Origin of the sequence: Mycobacterium sp. ACS4331, assembly GCF_001667265.1 — a bacterium.
In the GTDB taxonomy this organism is placed as follows: domain Bacteria; phylum Actinomycetota; class Actinomycetes; order Mycobacteriales; family Mycobacteriaceae; genus Mycobacterium.
Genome location: NZ_LZHW01000087.1, coordinates 30,476 through 50,314, shown reverse-complemented (window position 1 = coordinate 50,314; position 19,839 = coordinate 30,476). Strand labels below are relative to the sequence as shown.

Here is a 19,839-nt window from a genome sequence, read left to right as displayed (position 1 = left end):
CGGGGGATCCGTGGGGGGACTCAGATGGAGTCTGTCGATCGTGCATATCCGCTGACTCGCGGGCAACTCGACATCTGGCTGTCACAGGAGACAGGAGACACCGCCGCAACCGAGTGGCAACTCGGGCTCCTGGTCAGGATCGACGGTGCGGTTGACCGCCATGCCCTCGAATGGGCTGTCACGCGCGTGGTGCGGGAGATCGAACCGGGTCGGGCGTCCATCGCTGAATGCGACGGGCAGATCGTGCAGCGAGTGCTCGACGACCCCGAAGTGGTGCTCGATTTCCACGACCTCACCGGTGCCGACGACGGGTTGGCCGAGGTTCACCGAATCGTGTCGGCAATCCAGAGTGCGCCGATGCCGTTGTCGGGACCTCTGTTCAGATTCGCGTTACTGCAGACCCGGGCCGACGAGTTCCACCTGTTCGCATGCTGTCACCACATAGTGGTCGACGGATTCGCCCTGGGACTGGCGGGCCAGCGGATCGCCTCGGTGTATACGGCGGTCGTGTCCGGCGCTCCGGTCTCCAGTCCCCTCTTCGGCTCGCTGCAGGACATGGTGGACCTCGAGTCGGCTTACGAGATGTCCGACGCCTACCGTGACGACGAAGAGTACTGGACCAGAAACCTGCCGCCCGAGGTCGACACGGATGAGGGCCTGCAGGACGCCGCGTACGGCGCAGGTCCGATCCCGTCGCGTCCCACGGACCCATTCCCGTTGGACGCCAGCGTCATCGGTGCGGCGGAGGAGTTCGCCAACACCCTCGGCGTTCCGCGTTCCTCGGTGCTGACCGCCGCATGCGGCCTGTTGGTGCGTGGCAGGTTCTCCGAAGGCCCTGAGGTGGTGCTGGACTTCCCCGTCAGCCGGCGAGTCGAGCCAGAGGCCAAGACCCTCCCAGGCATGTTCGCCGGGATCATCCCGCTGACATTGACGGTCTCCCCCGAGACCTCCGTCGCGGACTTCTGCCTGCATGTCGATTCCAGGATCCGTGAAGCGCTTGAGCACCAGCGCTTTCCGGTGCACGCGCTCGAACGGAGGGAACGCACCCACCCCCTCGGGCATTCCACGCCGCGCGTCGGCGTCAACTTCCTGCCCACCACCACTGCTCTCTCCTTCGGTGGTGTCCCGGCCACAGCGTCGTACACCAACACCGGTCCGGTCGGCAGTTTCGGGCTGATCTTCTCGAGCGCTGACGGTGACCTTCTCCTGAGCACCGCTGGCGCCGAACAGCCGTCGTCGGCCTGGAACGGTCCTGACCTGGCGAATCAACTCGTCCGAGTGTTGAAGGCAATGCTCAGCGATCCCACCCGGCGGGTGTCGACGGTCGATGTGTCGGCTGACGAAGAGCTTGCCGACGTGTACGCGTTCGGTCACCGGGATGCGTTGGCCCAACCGTGCCTGACCAGGGTCTCGGTGCCGGAGATGTTCGCCGAGCGGGTCCGGAGCGATCCGGCGGCGGTGGCCGTTCGTTTCCAGGATCGTAGTCTGACGTACCGAGAACTCGACGATGCTTCGACTCGGCTCGCGTATCAGCTCTCCCGCGCTGGAGCGGCCCCTGGTGAGCGGGTCGCACTGCTGTTCCACCGAAGCCCGGAAGCGATCACTGCGATGTTGGCAGTGCTCAAGACGGGTGCGGCGTATGTGCCGATCGACCCGGCACATCCGGACAGCCGGATCGATTTCATGCTCGGGGACGCCACCCCGGTGGCGTTGGTCACCACCGGTGCCCTGGCAGATCAGATGGCGGCACACGCTATTCGGGTCATCGTCATCGACGAACCGCAGGTCGGCGACGAACACGGGGTGAACCTGCCGGCGCCGGCGGCAGACGATGTGGCTTACGTCATCTACACCTCGGGCACCACCGGTGTGCCCAAGGGCGTGGCGATCACGCATCACAACATCACGCAGATGATGGGGGCGCTGGCTGCCACAGATGTGCCGGTGGGCCCGGGCCAGGTGTGGTCACAGTGGCATTCCTACAGTTTCGACATTTCGGGCTGGGAGATCTACGCGGCACTGTTGACCGGTGCGTCGCTGGTGGTCGTGAGCGAGGAGACGGGACGTTCCCCAGAGGATCTGCGGGCGCTGCTGGTGGCGGAGAAGGTCACGGTGCTCAGCCAGACGCCCTCGGCCGCAGGGATGTTGTCGCCAGACGGACTCGACTCGGTCGCGTTGCTGGTCGGGGGCGAGGCGTGTCCACCGGACCTGGTGCGGCGGTGGGCACCGGGACGGCTGATGCTCAACGAGTACGGTCCGACCGAGGCGACCATGTGGGTCACCACGACCACGCCGCTCACCGCCGAGGTCGAGACGGTCCCAATCGGGCGGCCACTGCCGGGGACCGCGCTGTTCGTGCTGGACGGATGGCTGCGCCCGGTACCCGTGGGCGTGGTCGGTGAGTTGTACGTCGCCGGGCACAACGTTGGTGTGGGGTATCTGGGGCGCTCGGCGTTGAGCGGATCCCGATTTGTGCCGTGTCCGTTCGGGTCGCCGGGGCAGCGAATGTATCGCACCGGCGATCTCGTGCGCTGGGGTTCCGACGGGCAGTTGCGGTATCTGGGTCGTGCTGATGAGCAGGTCAAGATCCGTGGGCATCGGATCGAGTTGGGTGAGATCCAGGCTGCTCTGGCGGCTTCGGACGCTGTCAACCAGGCCGCCGTGATCAGCCGTGAGGACCGGCCCGGAGACAAGCGTCTCGTCGGGTACGTCACCGGAGCGGTTGACCCCGCCGAGCTTCGGGCGGAAGTGGCCGAGACACTGCCCGCCTACATGGTGCCGTCGGCCATCGTGGTGCTCGAATCGTTGCCGGTGACGGTGAACGGCAAGCTCGACAGGCGTGCCCTGCCGGCCCCGGACTACCAGGACGCCGCGGCCTATCAGGCTCCGCGCGACGCAGTGGAGGAGATCCTCGCCGGTGCCTTCGCGGAGGTGCTCGGCACGGACCGGGTCGGCGTCGGTGATTCGTTTTTCGACCTCGGGGGCGACTCGCTGTCAGCGATGAAACTGGTCGCAGTCGTCAACGCCGCGCTGGACGCGAAGATCTCGGTGCGAGTGCTGTTCGAGAATCCGACCGTGGGTGCACTGGCCACCCGGGTCGGCGACGTTGCCGACATCATGGATCCACTGCGGCCCGTCGAACGACCCACGCCGGTCCCGTTGTCGTTCGCGCAGAACCGGCTGTGGTTTCTGGATCAGCTCCAAGGTCCCTCATCGGTCTACAACATGGCCATCGCGCTCGAACTGCGCGGACCGCTGGATCACGGCGCGCTGAAGGCTGCGCTGGCCGATGTCGTATCACGACATGAGACCCTTCGCACGTTGTTCGTGGCCGCGGACGGGGTTCCGCACCAGGTGATCCTCCCGCCTGACGAGGCCGAGGCGGGATGGCGAGTCATCGACGCATCGGGTTGGACGTCGGCGGCGTTCGAACGCTCCGTCAACGAGGCAGCCGGCCACCGCTTCGATCTGAGCGCAGAGACCCCGCTGAGAGTCACGCTGCTGCGCCGCAATGACAATGACCACGTCCTTGTCGGCGTGGTGCACCACATCGCCGCCGACGGCTGGTCGATCGCGCCGCTGATCGCGGACCTCGCCACCGCCTACCGGGCCCGCTGTGGTGGTCAGACCCCTGATTGGGCCCCGCTGCCGGTTCAATACGTGGATTACACGCTGTGGCAACGCAAACAGCTCGGCGATGTCGAGGACGGCGGCAGCCGGCTGGGCCAGCAGGTGGCCTACTGGCGAGACACGCTTGCAGGTCTGCCGGAGATGCTGGAGTTGCCGACCGTCCGGCCGTATCCGGCCGTCGCCGACCACCGCGGGGCCACCATCGCCGTGGAGTGGTCAGCGGAGTTGCAGCGTCGTGTGCGCGCCACGGCGCGGGACCACGGAGTCACCACCTTCATGGTCGTCGAAGCGGCGCTCGCGGTACTGCTCACGAACGTCAGCGGCAGCTCCGATTTCGCTGTCGGCGTCTCTGTGGCGGGCCGGCCCGATCCTGCCCTCGAGCAGCTGATCGGCTTCTTCGTCAACACCCTCGTCCTCCGGGTGGACACCGGCGGGGACCCGACGGTGGCCGAGCTTCTCGACCAGGTGCGCCAGCGCAGTCTGTCGGCCCTCGAACACCAGGACGTGCCGTTCGAGGTGCTCGTGGACCAGATGAACCCGACCCGGTCCATGACACACCACCCCCTTGTCCAGGTGATGTTGGCCTGGCAGAACTTCGCCGGGCAGCAGGGCACTGACCCCACGGACGGATTGGTGCTCGGTGACGTGGCGGTTCGCCAGATACCGGTGCAGACCCGGACCGCTCGGATGGACCTGGCGTTCGCCCTGGGTGAGCGCTGGAATGAGCGTGGTGAACCACGGGGGATCGGTGGAACGGTCGAGTATCGCACCGACGTGTTCGACGCGGCCAGTGTCGAGCGGCTGCTTGCATACCTGCATCGGATCCTCCTGGCGATCACCGCCGACTCGTCGCAGCGCCTCTCCTTCCTGAATCTGCTCACCGAGGACGACGACCGGCAGCTGGCCGAGTGGGAGAACCGGACGGCGTTGGTGGAACGCGCGGTGGCGTCCATCCCCGCGGCCTTCGCCGGACAGGTGGCGAATCGCCGGAACGCGGTGGCGTTGACCTTCGGTGAGCGTTCGCTGACCTACCGCGAGTTGGATGAGGCGTCCAACCGCGTGGCCCATCGGTTGGCCGAGCACGGCGCCGCGCCGGGCCAGCGCGTGACCCTGCTGTTCAGCCGGTCCATCGAGGCGATCGTGGCCATCCTGGGCGTGCTCAAGACCGGTGCGGCCTACGTGCCGATGGATCCCGCGCACCCCGACGCTCGGACAGCCTTCGTCCTCGCCGACGCCGACCCGGTGGCTGTGGTGACCACGACGACGCTGCGCCCGCATGTGGACGGCCACGGCGTTCCGATCGTCGACATCGACGACGAGCGCCTGGCCACTGCTCCGAATGCAGCACTGCCGGTGCCGGCAGCCGACGACATCGCTTACCTCATCTACACCTCGGGCACCACGGGTGTGCCCAAAGGCGTTGCGGTACAGCATCGCAACGTGATCGAACTGCTGGAGTCACTGGGCTCGGACCTCGAACTGGCCGGGCAGGTGTGGACGCTCGCGCACTCGTTGGCCTTCGACTATTCGGTGTGGGAGATCTGGGGTGCGCTGCTCGGTGGCGGACGCCTGGTGATCGTGCCCGAGGCCGTGTCCCGCTCACCGCAGGATCTTCTGACCCTGTTGGTGACCGAACAGGTCAACATTCTGAGCCAGACCCCGTCAGCGTTCTACGGTCTGCAGGCCGTCGAGGCGTCGGCACCCGAGCTGGGGCAGCAGCTGAAGCTGCAGACGGTGGTGTTCGGCGGGGAGGCGCTCGACCCGCAGCGGCTCGGCTCATGGCTTGACCAGCACGCCGGGTTGCCGCGCATGATCAACATGTACGGCATCACCGAGACGACTGTGCACGCATCGATTCGCGAGATCGTCGCTGCCGACGCGGCACGCAGTGGCAGCCCGATCGGCGTGCCGCTGTCGCACCTCGGATTCTTCGTGCTCGGACGTTATCTCAAGCCGGTCCCGGTCGGGGTGGTCGGCGAACTGTACGTTGCCGGCGGCGGCCTCGCAGTCGGGTATCTCGGTCGGCCGGGGCTGTCCGCGTCGAGGTTCGTGGCGTGTCCGTTCGGTACGGCCGGGATGCGGATGTACCGCACGGGCGACCTGGTGCGGTGGGGTCCGGACGGTCAGTTGGAGTACCTCGGTCGGGCTGACGAACAGGTCAAGATCCGTGGGCATCGCATCGAACTGGGGGAGATCCAGGCGGTGCTGGCCGGCCTCGACGGAGTCGAGCAGGCCGCGGTCACAGCCCGTGAGGATCTGCCGGGGGAGAAGCGTCTCGTCGGTTATGTCACCGGTTCCGTCGATCCGGTGAGGCTCCGCAGCCAGCTTGCGGAGCGCCTGCCGTCCTACATGGTGCCGACAGCGGTGGTGGTGCTCGAGAGTCTGCCGTTGACCGTGAACGGCAAGTTGGACACTCGCGCCCTGCCCGAACCCCGGTACGCCGAGCGGGGCGGGGTGTACCGCGCCCCCACCGACCCCACTGAGGAGATCCTGGCCGGCGTCTTCGCCGAGGTGCTCGGGCTTGAGCGGGTTGGGGTCGATGACTCGTTCTTCGATCTCGGCGGGGATTCACTGTCGGCGATGCGGTTGATCACGGCGGTCAACAGGTCACTCGATGCCGGGCTCTCGGTGCGGGCGCTGTTCGAGGCGCCGACGGTGGCGCAGCTTGCGCGCCGGACCGGTGACGAGGTGGACTTCCCGGCGCCGTTGGTGCCCGCCGATCGGCCGGCCACGGTGCCGTTGTCGTTCGCGCAGAACAGGTTGTGGTTCCTGGACCAACTGCACGGTCCGTCGCCGATCTACAACATCGCGGTCGCGCTGAAACTGCGCGGCGTCCTCGACGTCGAGGCTCTGAGGACCGCATTGGCGGACGTGGTGGGGCGCCACGAGAGCCTGCGGACGGTCTTCGCGGCTTCGGATGACGGTGTCCCGCAACAGGTTGTGCTGCCCGGCACGGAGGCCGGCTTCGGTTGGCGGATCCTCGACGCATCTGGTTGGTCGCCCGCGCAGGTCTCCGCGGCGATCGCCGATGTCGTCGGCCACACATTCGATCTGCAGACCGAGATCCCTTTGCGGGCAGAGCTTCTGCGACTCTCGGACAGTGAGCACCTCTTGGTCGGCGTGGTGCACCACATCGCCGCGGACGGCTGGTCGATCACCCCGCTGGTGAAGGATCTGGCGCGGGCTTACGAGGCGCGCAGGCACGGCCACGCGCCCTCCTGGGCCGCGCTGCCCGTGCAGTATGTCGACTACACGCTGTGGCAACGCGCCGAACTCGGCGATGTCGACGACGGTGGGAGCCGCATCGCGACGCAGGTGTCGTACTGGCGGGAAGCGCTCGCCGGCCTGCCCGAATGGCTGGAACTGCCCACCGATCGCCCCTACCCGGCCGAGGCCGACTTCCGTGGATCCGCAGTCACCGTCAACTGGCCGGCCGAGTTGCAGCAACAGATCCGCAGGACGGCCCGCGAGCACAACGCGACCACATTCATGGTGGTCCAAGCCGCACTGGCCGTGGTCCTGGGCAGGATCAGCGCGAGTTCCGATGTCGCCGTGGGATTCCCGATTGCCGGGCGGCGCGACGCCGCGCTCGATGACCTGATCGGGTTCTTCGTCAACACCGTGGTCCTTCGGACCGACCTGTCCGGTGACCCCACGGTTGGCGAGTTGTTGGGTCAGGTGCGCCAGCGCAGTCTCTCCGCATTCGAGCACCAGGACGTGCCGTTCGAGATCCTCGTCGAACGTCTCAACCCCGCCCGCTCGCGCACCCACCACCCGCTGGTCCAGGTGATGTTGGCCTGGCAGAACTTCGCGGGGCAGGGTGGCGAGCCCAGCGCGGGACTGTCTCTGGGCGACGTGGACGTGGCGGAAGTGCCAATCGACACCCGCACCGCGCGTATGGACCTCGCGCTGTCACTCGGGGAGCGGTGGACTGACACCGGCGACCTCGCCGGAATCGGCGGCAGCGTGGAGTTCCGCACGGACGTTTTCGACGCGGCGAGCATCGACACCCTCATGGAACGGGTGCGACGCGTGCTGGACGCGATGACCACCGACTCCTCGCAGCGGGTCTTCTCGATCGACCTCCTCGATCCCTCGGAGCGCGCCGGGCTGGACGTGATGGGCCAGCGGACCGTGTTGGCGGAGACCGTCACGCCGGTGTCCATCCCCGCGCTGTTCGCCGAGCACGTCGCGCTGGCCCCCGAGGCGGAAGCGGTGACCTGCCAGGGCCGTTCACTCACCTATCGCGAACTCGATGATTCCGCGAACCGCTTGGCGCACCTTCTTGTCGGGCAGGGCGTCGGGGCCGGGGACTGTGTGGCGATTCTGCTTCCCCGCTCACTTGAGGCCGTTGTGGCCATCCTGGCGGTGCTCAAGTCCGGGGCGGCGTATCTGCCCATCGACCCGTCACTGCCGTCCGCCCGGACGGACTTCGTCCTCTCCGATGCCGCGCCGGTCGTCGCCGTCGTGACCGCGGACCTCGTCGAGCGCGTAGCGGGTTCGGGTCTGGCGGTCATCACCGTCGACGACCCGCGACTGGATTCCCAGCCCACCAGTGCAATTCCGGAGCCGGACCCCGATGACCTGGCCTACCTGATCTACACCTCTGGGACCACGGGTGTGCCCAAAGGTGTTGCCGTCACGCATCGTAACGCCACCGAACTCTTCAAGACGCTCCACGTCGACATGGGTCTGCCAAAGGGTCAGGTCTGGACTCAATATCACTCGCTGGCCTTCGACTTCTCCGTGTGGGAGATCTGGGGCGCGCTGCTCGGCGGTGGACGGCTTGTGGTCGTGCCCGACACCATTGCCCGGTCCCCGGAGGCGTTTCGCCAACTGCTGGTCGACGAGCACGTCAGCGTGTTGACGCAGACCCCGTCCGCAGTGGGTGCGTTGTCCCCCGAGGGACTGGACCACGTGGCACTCGTGGTGGCCGGTGAGGCCTGCCGCCCCGAAGTCGTGGACCGGTGGGCTCCCGGCCGGGTGATGATCAACGGCTACGGCCCGACCGAGACCACCGTATGCATCGCGATCAGCGCGCCCATGACATCTGGGACGACTGTGCCGATCGGCTTCCCCGTGACCGGTGCTGCGCTCTTCGTGCTCGACGAGTGGCTGCAACCGGTGCCTCCCGGGGTCGTCGGCGAGCTGTATGCGGCCGGCCGAGGAGTGACGAGCGGTTACCTGCGCCGCGCAGGGCTGACCGCATCACGCTTCGTGGCATGTCCGTTCGGGGCACCGGGGCAGCGGATGTACCGCACGGGCGACCTGGTGCGTTGGGGTGCCGACGGGCAGCTTCAGTATCTGGGTCGCGCTGACGAACAGGTCAAGATCCGCGGGTACCGCATCGAACTCGGTGACATCGAGTCCGCGCTCTCCGCAGTCCGCGGTGTGAAGCAGGCGGCCGTCGTGGTGCGAGAGGACCGGCCCGACGACAAGCGCCTCGTCGGATACATCACCGAGTCGATGCCAGGGGCGGTGGACCTCGCGGCAGTCCGACCCGAGCTCGCCGAGCGCCTGCCGGCCTATATGGTGCCCTCGGCGGTCGTCGTACTGGACGCGCTGCCGCTCACGGGAAATGGCAAGCTCGACAGGCGCGCCCTGCCCGCACCGGATTACCAGCGCGGGGACGGCTACCGCGCACCCGCCACCCCGGCGGAGGAGATGCTGGCCGGCATCTATGCACAGGTGCTGGGGCTGGAGCGGGTCGGTGCCGACGATTCCTTCTTCGAGCTCGGCGGCGACAGCATCTCGGCGATGCGTCTGATCGTCGCGATCAACCGTGCCTTCGATTCGGATGTCTCGGTTCGCACCGTGTTCGAGGCACCATCGGTCGCACAGCTGGCGGCCCGTCTCGACGACGAGGGGGACCGCCTCGAGCCGCTGGTCGTGATGGAACGCCCACCGGTGGTGCCGTTGTCGTTCGCGCAGAACCGACTGTGGTTCATCCACGAACTGCAGGGACCGTCGCCGGTCTACAACATGGTGGTCGCACTCGAACTGAACGGTGCCCTCGACGCCGGCGTCCTCAAGTCAGCACTGGCCGACGTGGTCGGGCGGCACGAGAGCCTGCGGACGGTGTTCGCCTCCACAGACGGCATCCCGCACCAGGTCGTCGTACCTGCCGAGGACGCGGATTTCGGCTGGTCGGTCATCGACGTCGCGGGCTGCTCAGACGGCGAACTCGCCGAGGCGGTGCGTGAAGCCGCTCGCTGCACCTTCGATCTGTCGACCGAGATCCCTCTGCGGGCGACCCTGTTCCGCCGCACCCCGGATCGCCACGTACTCGTCGGCGTGGTGCACCACATCGCCGCCGACGGTTGGTCGCTGATGCCGCTCATCAGTGACCTCGCCGACGCCTATCAGGCGCGGCAGCAGGGCGTGGCGCCGGCGTGGGCGCCGCTGCCGGTGCAGTACATCGACTACACGCTCTGGCAACGCGCGCAGTTCGGCGACCTCGACGACAGCGCCAGCCGGATCGCCACCCAGCTGGCCTACTGGACCGACGCACTGGCCGACATGCCGGAACGCATCCAACTGCCCACCGACCGGCCTTACCCCGCGGTCGCCGACAACCGCGGCGCCAGCGTGGCGGTGGCATGGCCGGTCGAGGTCCAGCAGCGAGTGCGCGAGCTCGCCCGCGAGCACAACGCCACGAGTTTCATGGTGGTCCAGGCCGCACTCGCGCTGTTGCTGTCGAAGACCAGCGCCGCCACCGATGTGGCGATGGCCTTCCCGATCGCCGGTCGTCGCGATGCGGCGCTCGACGATCTCATCGGCTTCTTCGTCAACACCTTGGTGCTGCGGGTCGACGTGTCCGGTAATCCGACGGTCGGCGAGCTGCTGAACCGGGTACGGCATCGCAGCCTCGCCGCGTTCGAGCACCAGGACGTGCCGTTCGAGGTGCTCGTCGAGCGCCTCAACCCGACGCGGTCGCTGACACACCACCCGCTCGTCCAGGTGATGCTCGCCTGGCAGAACTTCGCCGGGCAGGGCAACGATCTCATCTCGGGGCTGGCCCTCGGTGACGTCGAGGTGAGCCAACTGCCGGTTGACACGCGCACCGCACGGATGGATCTGTCGTTCTCACTGGGCGAGCGGTGGAATGAAGACGGCGAGCCCATGGGCATCGGCGGCGCAGTGGAGTTCCGCACCGACGTATTCGACACGGCCACCATCGAAGGGCTCGTCGACCGATTCGAGCGGATCCTGCTGGCAATGACCATGCAACCGGCACAACGGATCTCGGCTGTCGACATCCTCGGTGAGGATGAGCATGCCCGCCTCGATGAACTGGGCAACCGTGCTGTCCTCTCCGCCGACGGAACCGCGAGGGTGTCCATCCCGGCGTTGTTCGCCGAACATGTCGCGAGCACTCCCGATGCTCCCGCGGTGACCTTCGAGGGCCGGACGTGGACCTACCGCGAGATCGATGAGGAGTCGAACCGACTGGCACACAGCCTGTCTCGACGCGGCGTCGAATCCGGCCAGCGCGTCGTGCTGCTGATGGAACGCTCGGTGCAGGCTGTCGCCGCGATCCTCGGCGTCCTCAAGGCCGGGGCGGCCTACGTGCCGATCGACCCGATGGTTCCCGACGCCCGGATCGACTTCATTCTCGCCGACGCGGCGCCGGTCGCCGCGATCACCACCGCGGATCTGCGTGACCGGTTGACGGGCGGGGTCGCGACGATTGTTGAGGTGGGATCGGCCCCAAGTCCTGAGTTCGGTGACGCGGGCACCGCGCCGTCAGCGGCACCCGTCCCAGAGGACACCGCCTACCTGATCTACACCTCCGGAACCACCGGCGTGCCCAAAGGCGTTGCCGTCAGCCACCACAATGTCACCCAGTTGATGACGAGCCTCGATGCCGGCCTGCCTCGGCCGGGCGTGTGGGCCCTGTGTCACTCGCTCGCCTTCGACGTCTCGGTGTGGGAGATATTCGGTGCCCTCCTGCGCGGTGGCCGAGTGGTGATCGCCGCCGAGATGGTGGTGGGATCGCCGCAGACTTTCCAGGATGTCCTTGCCGCGGAAGGCGTCAGCGTCCTGACCCAGACCCCGTCGGCCGTGGGGATGCTCTCGCCGGAGGTGTTGGACTCGGTCGCGTTGGTGGTCGTCGGCGAGGCCTGTCCGCCGGAGGTGGTGGAACGGTGGGCGGTCGGACGGACGATGATCAACGCATACGGACCCACCGAAACCACGATGTGTGTGGCGATCAGTGCGCCGCTGACGCCGGGGTCCACGGTCCCGATCGGCTCACCGGTGGACCGGGCGGCGCTGTTCGTGCTCGACGGATGGCTGCGGCCCGTGCCCGCAGGTGTCGTCGGCGAGCTCTACGTGGCAGGTGATGGTGTCACCAACGGTTACCTGGGCCGGCCCGCGCTGACCGCGTCGAGGTTCCTGGCGTGCCCGTTCGCGGGCCGGGGCGCCCGCATGTACCGGACCGGCGACCTGGTCAGTTGGGGTGCCGATGGGCAGCTTCAGTATCTGGGCCGCGCCGACGAGCAGGTCAAGATCCGCGGTTACCGCATCGAACTGGGCGAGATCCAGTCCGCCCTGGGCAATCTCGACGGCGTCGGACAGGCGGCGGTGATTGCCCGCGAGGACCGCCCCGGCGACAAGCGCCTGGTCGGGTATGTGACGAAGGCGCACGCCGAAGCGCTCGACCCCGCGGCGCTGCGTGCCGCGCTGGCTGAGCGGCTGCCCTCGTACATGGTGCCGACGGCTGTGGTGGTGCTCGATGCCATGCCGTTGACGTCCAACAACAAGCTGGACACGAAGGCGCTGCCGGCGCCGGACTATGGCGACAGCGCCCGCTATCGCGGGCCGAGCAACGCGGTCGAGGAGATTCTGTCGGGCATCTACGCCGAGGTGCTCGGGCTTGAGCGGGTCGGCGTCGACGACGCCTTCTTCGAACTCGGCGGTGACAGCATCCTGTCGATGCGTGTGGTGGCCCGCGCCCGGGCCGCGGGACTGACGTGCAGGCCGCGCGACGTCTTCGTCGAACAGACGGTGGCCCGACTGGCGCGGGTGGTGGGGTTCGCCGATGGCGGGGGCGAGGCCGACGACGGCGTCGGCCCCGTGGTGGCCACGCCGATCATGGGCTGGTTGCACGACGTCGAGGGCCCGATCGATCAGTTCAACCAGACCATGGTGGTGCAGGCACCGGCCGGTGTCGGCGAGGCCGACGTGATCGTGGTGCTGCAGGCGCTGCTCGACCGGCATGGCGCGCTGCGCCTGCAGGTGCGCGAGGGCGGGGCCGGCGGCTGGTCGCTGGGCGTGCCCGAGGCGGGACTGCTCGATGCCGCGCCGTTGGTGCACACCGTCGACGTGCTGACCCGCGAGGCGCTGCTCGACGCACGCTCACGGTTGAACCCGGCGGCCGGAGTGATGCTGTCGGCGCTGTGGGCTGTGGAGACGGGCCAGCTCGCCGTGATCGTGCACCACCTTGCCGTCGACGCCGTGTCATGGCGGATCCTGTTGGAAGATCTCAACATTGCGTGGGCGCAGCACCACGCCGGGCAGCCCATCGCGCTGCCGCCCGGCGGAACGTCCTTCGCGCGGTGGTCCGCGGTGCTGGCCGACCGGGCATCAGACCCGGCCATCGTCGCTGACGCGGAGGCCTGGCGGAAGCTCGTGGTCGACTCGGCACTGCCGGCCCCGCGCCCCGAGGTCGACACCTATGCCAGCGCGGGGCAGCTGACCGTCGAGCTGGACGCCGAGACCACCCGTCTGCTGCTGGGTGAGGTGCCGACGGCGTTCCACGCCGGTGTGCAGGACATCCTCTTGATCGCCTTCGGATTGGCATGGGCGGAGTTCTTCGGGACGCCGCGTGCCCCGATCGCGATCGACGTGGAGGGCCATGGCCGCCACGAGGAACTCGCTGACGGAATCGACTTGTCGCGGACCGTCGGTTGGTTCACCACCAAGTACCCGGTGTCGCTCGATGTGAGTGGTCTGTCCTGGGCCGAAATCACGGCTGGTGAAGCAGGACTCGGCGCCGTCGTCAAGAGCGCGAAGGAGCAGCTGCGCGCTCTCCCGGAGGGCGTGACCTACGGTCTGTTGCGCTATCTGAACTCGAATGTGGAGCTGGCCGAATCGGATCCGGCGATCGGCTTCAACTATCTCGGTCGCGTCGGTGGGGCCGCGGAGCTCTCCGGCGATCTGTGGCGCATCGACCCCGACAGTGCGGAGTTCACCGCCGCCGCCGCGGCGGTGCCGATGCCTCTGGCGCATTCCGTCGAGGTCAACGCCGGGACGATGGAACGGGCTGGCGGGCCGCAGTTGCACGCCACCTGGACCTGGGCGACATCGGTGCTCGACAGGGACCAGGTCGATCGGGTCGGCCGCCTCTGGTTCGAGGCGCTGGCAGGCATCTGCGCACACGTCCGCCGGGGCGGCGGCGGGCTCACCCCGTCCGACGTCCTGCCTGCGCGGCTTGACCAACAGCAGATCGACGACCTCGCGAAGCAGTATTCGCTCGCAGACGTGCTGCCGCTGACGCCGCTGCAACAGGGTCTTCTCTTCCTCACAAGTCACGCTGACGCCGACGAGCGCGGCGACGATGTGTACGTCGTGCAACTGGCGCTGACGCTGACCGGAGCCCTGGATGTGGACCGGCTTCGTCGGGCCGTGCTGCAGGTGGTCCAGCGCCACCCGCACATCGTGGCGCGCTTCTGTGATCAGTACGACCAGCCCGTGCAGGTGATCCCCGCCGAACCCGAAATGGCATGGACATACCAGGATTCGGCGAACGAGGAGCGGTTCGAGGCGCTGTGTTCGGCGGAACGGTCCGCAGTCCTGCGCCTGGCGGAGTCCCCGGCATTCCGGGTGGCGGCGGTCCGCACCGCGCCGGCACAGCATCGAGTGGTGCTGACCAGCCACCACATCGTGGTCGACGGATGGTCGCTTCCGATCCTCCTCCAGGAGATCTTCGCGTGTTACTTCGAGCAGCCCCTGCCGGCACCGGTGCCTTACCGCAGGTACGTCTCCTGGCTGGCTGAGCGAGATCTGACTGCGGCGCACGAGGTGTGGAAGCGGGTGCTCTCCGGATTCGACAACCCCACGCTTGTCGGTTCCGCCGCGGCGTCCGTGCCCGGGCCGCATGAGATCGTCGCTGCGCGGTTGTCGGAGCCGACGACCCAGGCCCTGACCGAACTGGCCCGGTCCCAGCGCACCACGGTCAGCACGGTGCTGCAGTCAGCGTGGGCATTGATTCTCGGCCAGTTGACCGGTCAGCAGGATGTCGCCTTCGGTGCCGTGGTCTCCGGCAGGCCCGACGAGGTGCGAGGCGCGGACTCGATGGTCGGCCTTCTGATCAACACCGTTGCGGTGCGGGCCACCTTCAACGGATCCGCCACCGCCGAGGAACTCCTCGAGCAACTGCAGCACACCCACAACGAAACCCTCGAGCACGAACATGTGGCACTGCCCGAGATTCACCGGCTCACCGGCCACGACCAGCTCTTCGACACCCTGTTCGTGTACGAGAACTATCCGGTCGACGGCGCGGCAGCGCTGAGCGCGGAGGGGTTGAGCCTCGGTGACTTCTCGAGTCGCGAGTACAACCACTATCCGCTGGCTCTGCAGGTCCTGCCCGGGGATGAACTGGGCATCCGTGTCGAGTTCGACACCGCCGTGTTCGAGAAGTCCGCGATCGAGGCGTTGACAGCCCGATTGGAGCGACTCCTGGTGGCGATGGCGGCCGATCCCCGGCGGCCGGTGTCGTCGCTGGACCTTCTGGATGCCGAGGAGCATTCTCGGCTCGACGAGTTCGCCAACCGGAGATCGCTGCAGAAGTCGACACCTGAGGCGGCGTGGATTCCGGCCCTGTTCGCGGACCGGGTGGCGGAGGCGCCCGAAGCGCCGGCAGTGACCTTCGAGGGGCGGTCGCTGACGTACCGGGAGCTCGACGAGTCGGCGAATCGGTTGGCGCATCTGCTCATCGAGCACGGCGCGGGTCCCGGCCGTTGCGTGGCGCTGCTGCTGCCGCGGTCGCCGGAGATGGTCGTATCGACATTGGCCGTGTTCAAGGCGGGAGCCGCATACCTGCCGCTCGATCCCGCGCATCCCGACGCCCGCATCGACTTCATGATCGGCGATGCCGCGCCGGCCACGGCGGTCACGACGAGGGAGTTGGCGCACCGACTCGACGGATACGACCTTCAATCGGTGGTTGTCGACGACCCGCGGATCATGGATCGGCCCGTCACGGCGCCCCCCGTTCCGGCGGCCGCCGACATCGCCTACCTCATCTACACCTCCGGGACCACCGGAACCCCGAAAGGTGTTGCTGTCGCGCATCGCCACGTGATCCAACTGCTGAAGACACTCGGTGAGCACCTGCCCGTCTCGGGGGTGTGGACGCAGTGTCACTCCTACGGCTTCGACACCTCGGTGTGGGAGACCTGGGGGCCGCTGCTCAACGGTGGCCGTCTGGTGGTGGTGCCGGACACGGTGGTGCGCTCACCGGATGAGTTCCACGCCCTGCTGGTCGATGAGGCGGTGGACCTGCTCACGCAGACCCCGTCGGCGGTGGGTGCGCTGTCCCACGAGGGTCTCGACGGCATGGCGCTGGTGGTGGCGGGGGAGGCCTGCCCCCCGGATGTGGTGAACCGGTGGGCACCCGGACGCGTGATGATCAACGCCTACGGCCCGACCGAGACCACGATGGTGGTGACCCTCAGTGCCCCATTGGCGGCGGGGACGGGTGAGCCGCCGATCGGGTCGCCGGTGGCGGGAGCGGCACTGTTCGTGCTGGATGCGTGGTTGCGACCGGTGCCGCTGGGCGTGGTCGGTGAGCTTTATGCAGCGGGCGACGGGGTGACGTTCGGGTACGTGGGTCGACCCGAACTGACCGCGACCCGGTTCGTCGCGTGTCCGTTCGCGGGCGGCGGAACACGGATGTATCGCACCGGGGACCTCGTGCGATGGGGCGCCGACGGGCAGTTGCAGTACCTGGGCCGCGCTGACGAGCAGGTCAAGATCCGCGGGCACCGCATCGAACTGGGTGAGATCCAAGCCGCTCTGGCGGGTGTGGCCGGTGTGGAGCAGGCCGCGGTGATCGCCCGTGAGGACCGTCCCGGTGTGAAGCGGTTGGTCGGCTACATGACGGGAACTGCCGACCCGGGCGATGTTCGGGCGGCGCTGGCGGAGCAGTTGCCGAGCTACATGGTGCCCGCGGCCGTCGTGTCCGTCCCGGCCTTCCCCCTCACGGTCAACGGCAAGCTCGACACCCGTGCCCTCCCGGCTCCCGATTACCAGGACTCCGAGCGGTATCGCGCGCCGGCCAACGCGGTCGAGGAGATCCTGACCGGTATCTACGCGCAGGTGCTCGGGCTCGAGCAGGTCGGCGTGGACGACGCCTTCTTCGAACTCGGCGGCGACAGCATCTCCTCCATGCAGGTCGTGACGCGGGCCCGGGCCGCGGGTCTGATCTGCCGGCCGCGTGACGTGTTCACGGAGCAGACAGTCGCTCGCCTGGCTCAAGTCATCGCAGTGGCGGACGGGCCCGCGGAAAGCGATGACGGCAGCGGCCCAGTGGTGGCCACGCCCATCATGCGGTGGCTCGAGGAGGTCGATGGTCCGGTCGACCGGTTCAACCAGACCATGGTGGTGCAGGCACCGGACGGGGCGACCGAGGCCGATGTCGCGGTGATCCTTCAGGCACTGCTCGATCACCACGCGATGCTTCGGCTGCGCGTGCAGACCGACGATGCGGGCCGCTGGAACCTGACGGTGCCAGAACCGGGCTCGGTCGCCGCCCTCGACGCGCTCACGTCGGTGGAAGCGTTCTCCGATGCGGCACTCGTGACGGCGCAGGCACGCCTGAATCCGGGTGCCGGGATGATGTTGTCCGCGCTGTGGGCACGGTCGACGCGACAGTTGGCCGTCATCATCCACCACCTCGCGGTCGACGGCGTGTCATGGCGAATCCTTCTGGAAGACCTGAACATCGCGTGGGCTCAACACCACAGTGGTCAACCGATCGCCCTCCCGGCCGGCGGCACGTCGTTCGCGAGATGGTCATCGGCGTTGGCGGACTACGCGAGGACATCCGTCGTCACACAGTTCGCCGACACGTGGCGGCGCATCGCGGACGTGCCCCCGGTTCTGACCCCGCCGCACCCGGAACAGGACACCTACGCCACAGCCGGATCCATGGCGTCGATGCTGGACAGCGAGACCACCCGCCTGCTTCTGGGTGAGGTGCCCGCAGAGTTCCACGCCGGTGTGCAGGACATCCTGTTGATCGCCTTCGGGATGGCGGTGCGGGAGTTCGTCGGTGCCAACGGTGATGCGCCGATCGGTATCGAGGTGGAGGGCCACGGCCGCAGTGAGGATGTCGCTGGTGACCTCGACGTGTCGCGCACCGTGGGCTGGTTCACCGCCAAGTACCCAGTGGCTCTCAGAGTCGGTGAATTGTCCTGGGCAGAAGTCACTTCCGGTGCGCCGCGCATCGGATCCCACGTCAAGAACCTCAAGGAGCAGCTGCGCGCCCTCCCGGACGGCATGACCTACGGGTTGCTGCGCCACCTGCGTGAGGACGTGGAACTCGGTGGGCCCGAGCCCACGGTGGGTTTCAACTATCTGGGCCGAATGGACGCAGGTGCCGCCGCGTTGTCGGAGGACGTGTGGCGGCCCGGCGAGGACGTCTCGATGGCGGCGGCGGCTGCCGAGTTGGCAATGCCCTTGCCGCACACCGTGTCTCTGAACGCCGCGACCGTCGACACGGAGGCGGGCCCGAGTCTGCGGGCGAACTGGACGTGGGCGTCCTCGGCGCTGGACGAGTCCGCTGTCCAGCGGTTGAGCAGCCTCTGGTTTGACGCGCTGAGGGGCATCTGCGCCAGTGTCCGCGGCGGCGGTGGTGGTCTCACGCCATCGGACATCGCTCCCGCCCGGCTCGACCAGGAACAGATCGATGAGTTGCAGGCCCGGTACCGGGTGGCCGACGTTCTGCCGCTCACGCCGTTGCAGAAGGGACTGCTCTTCCACACGAGCACCGTCGACGACGGCGATCTGTACACCGGACAGCTGTCGATCACCCTGGTCGGCCCACTCGACGTCCGTCGCCTCCGGGAAGCCGTCAACAGCTCGGTGAAGCGCCACCCCAATCTGGTGGCTCAGTTCGCCGACGACTACCGCGAACCGGTGCAGGTGCTCCCGGTCGACCCGGTCGCTCCCTGGCGCGTCGTGGAGTTGGATCCGGCCACGAGCGAAGCGGAGATCGAGGCACGGATCGCACAGGAATCGGCGGCAGAGCGTGCGGCCGTACATGATCTGGCCCACTCGCCCCCATTCAGAGCGCTGTTGGTCGAGACCGCACGCGACCGCCACCGACTCGTCCTGACCAACCATCACATCGTGACCGACGGATGGTCGATGTCCATCCTCATGAAGGAGGTCATCGCCTCCTATCACGGGATGCGGCTTCCCGCGCCGGCGTCGTACCGCACCTTCGTCACCTGGCTCCTCGAGCGCGACGTGGAGGCCGCGCGGGCCGCCTGGAGCGAGGTGCTGGCCGGCGTGGACACGCCGACGCTGGTGGCCCCGACGGGCCATCAGCGGTTGGGCCGCCGGGGTGTTCGATCGCTCGAACTGACCGAGGACGTCTCGCGCGCGGTGCGGGAATTGGCCCGCTCGCAGCACACCACCGTGAGCACGGTGCTGCACGCGGCATGGGCACAGATCCTGATGTGGCTGACCGGGCAGACCGACGTCGTGTTCGGAACCACCGTCTCGGGACGTCCGACCGACCTGCCCGGTGCCGACAGCCTGGTCGGCCTGTTGATCAACACGGTGCCGGTGCGGGCCACGATCACGGCGGACACCACGATCGCGAGCCTGCTTGCGCAGCTGCAGACCGCGCACAACAACACGCTCGAACATCAGCACTTGGCGCTCAGTGAGATTCACCGCAGCACCGGTCACGACCAGCTGTTCGACACGGCCTTCGTGTACGAGAACTACCCGATCGACGATCGTGCCTCGCTCGGCGAACAGGACCTGACGATCACCGACGTCACGCCGCGCGAGTTCAACCACTACCCGTTGACGGTGCAGGCCGTGCCCGGTGACCGGTTGACCCTGCGGATCGAGTTCGACACCGAGGCGTTCGGGGACCGCAAGATCGAGAAGTTGATCGAACGGCTGCGCCGGGTGTTGGTGGCGATGGCTGGCGATCAGGACGGAGACTCATGACGGCGGACGCCT

The 19,839-nt window shown here is 67.8% G+C and carries 1 protein-coding gene; it reads left to right on the top strand.

The window, feature by feature from the left end:
• Positions 1-24 precede the first annotated feature (24 nt).
• On the top strand, positions 25-19,827 hold the full coding sequence (locus tag A5727_RS19965) for a non-ribosomal peptide synthetase (protein WP_068253787.1): 19,803 nt from the start codon (positions 25-27) through the stop codon (positions 19,825-19,827).
• Positions 19,828-19,839: the final 12 nt, after the last annotated feature.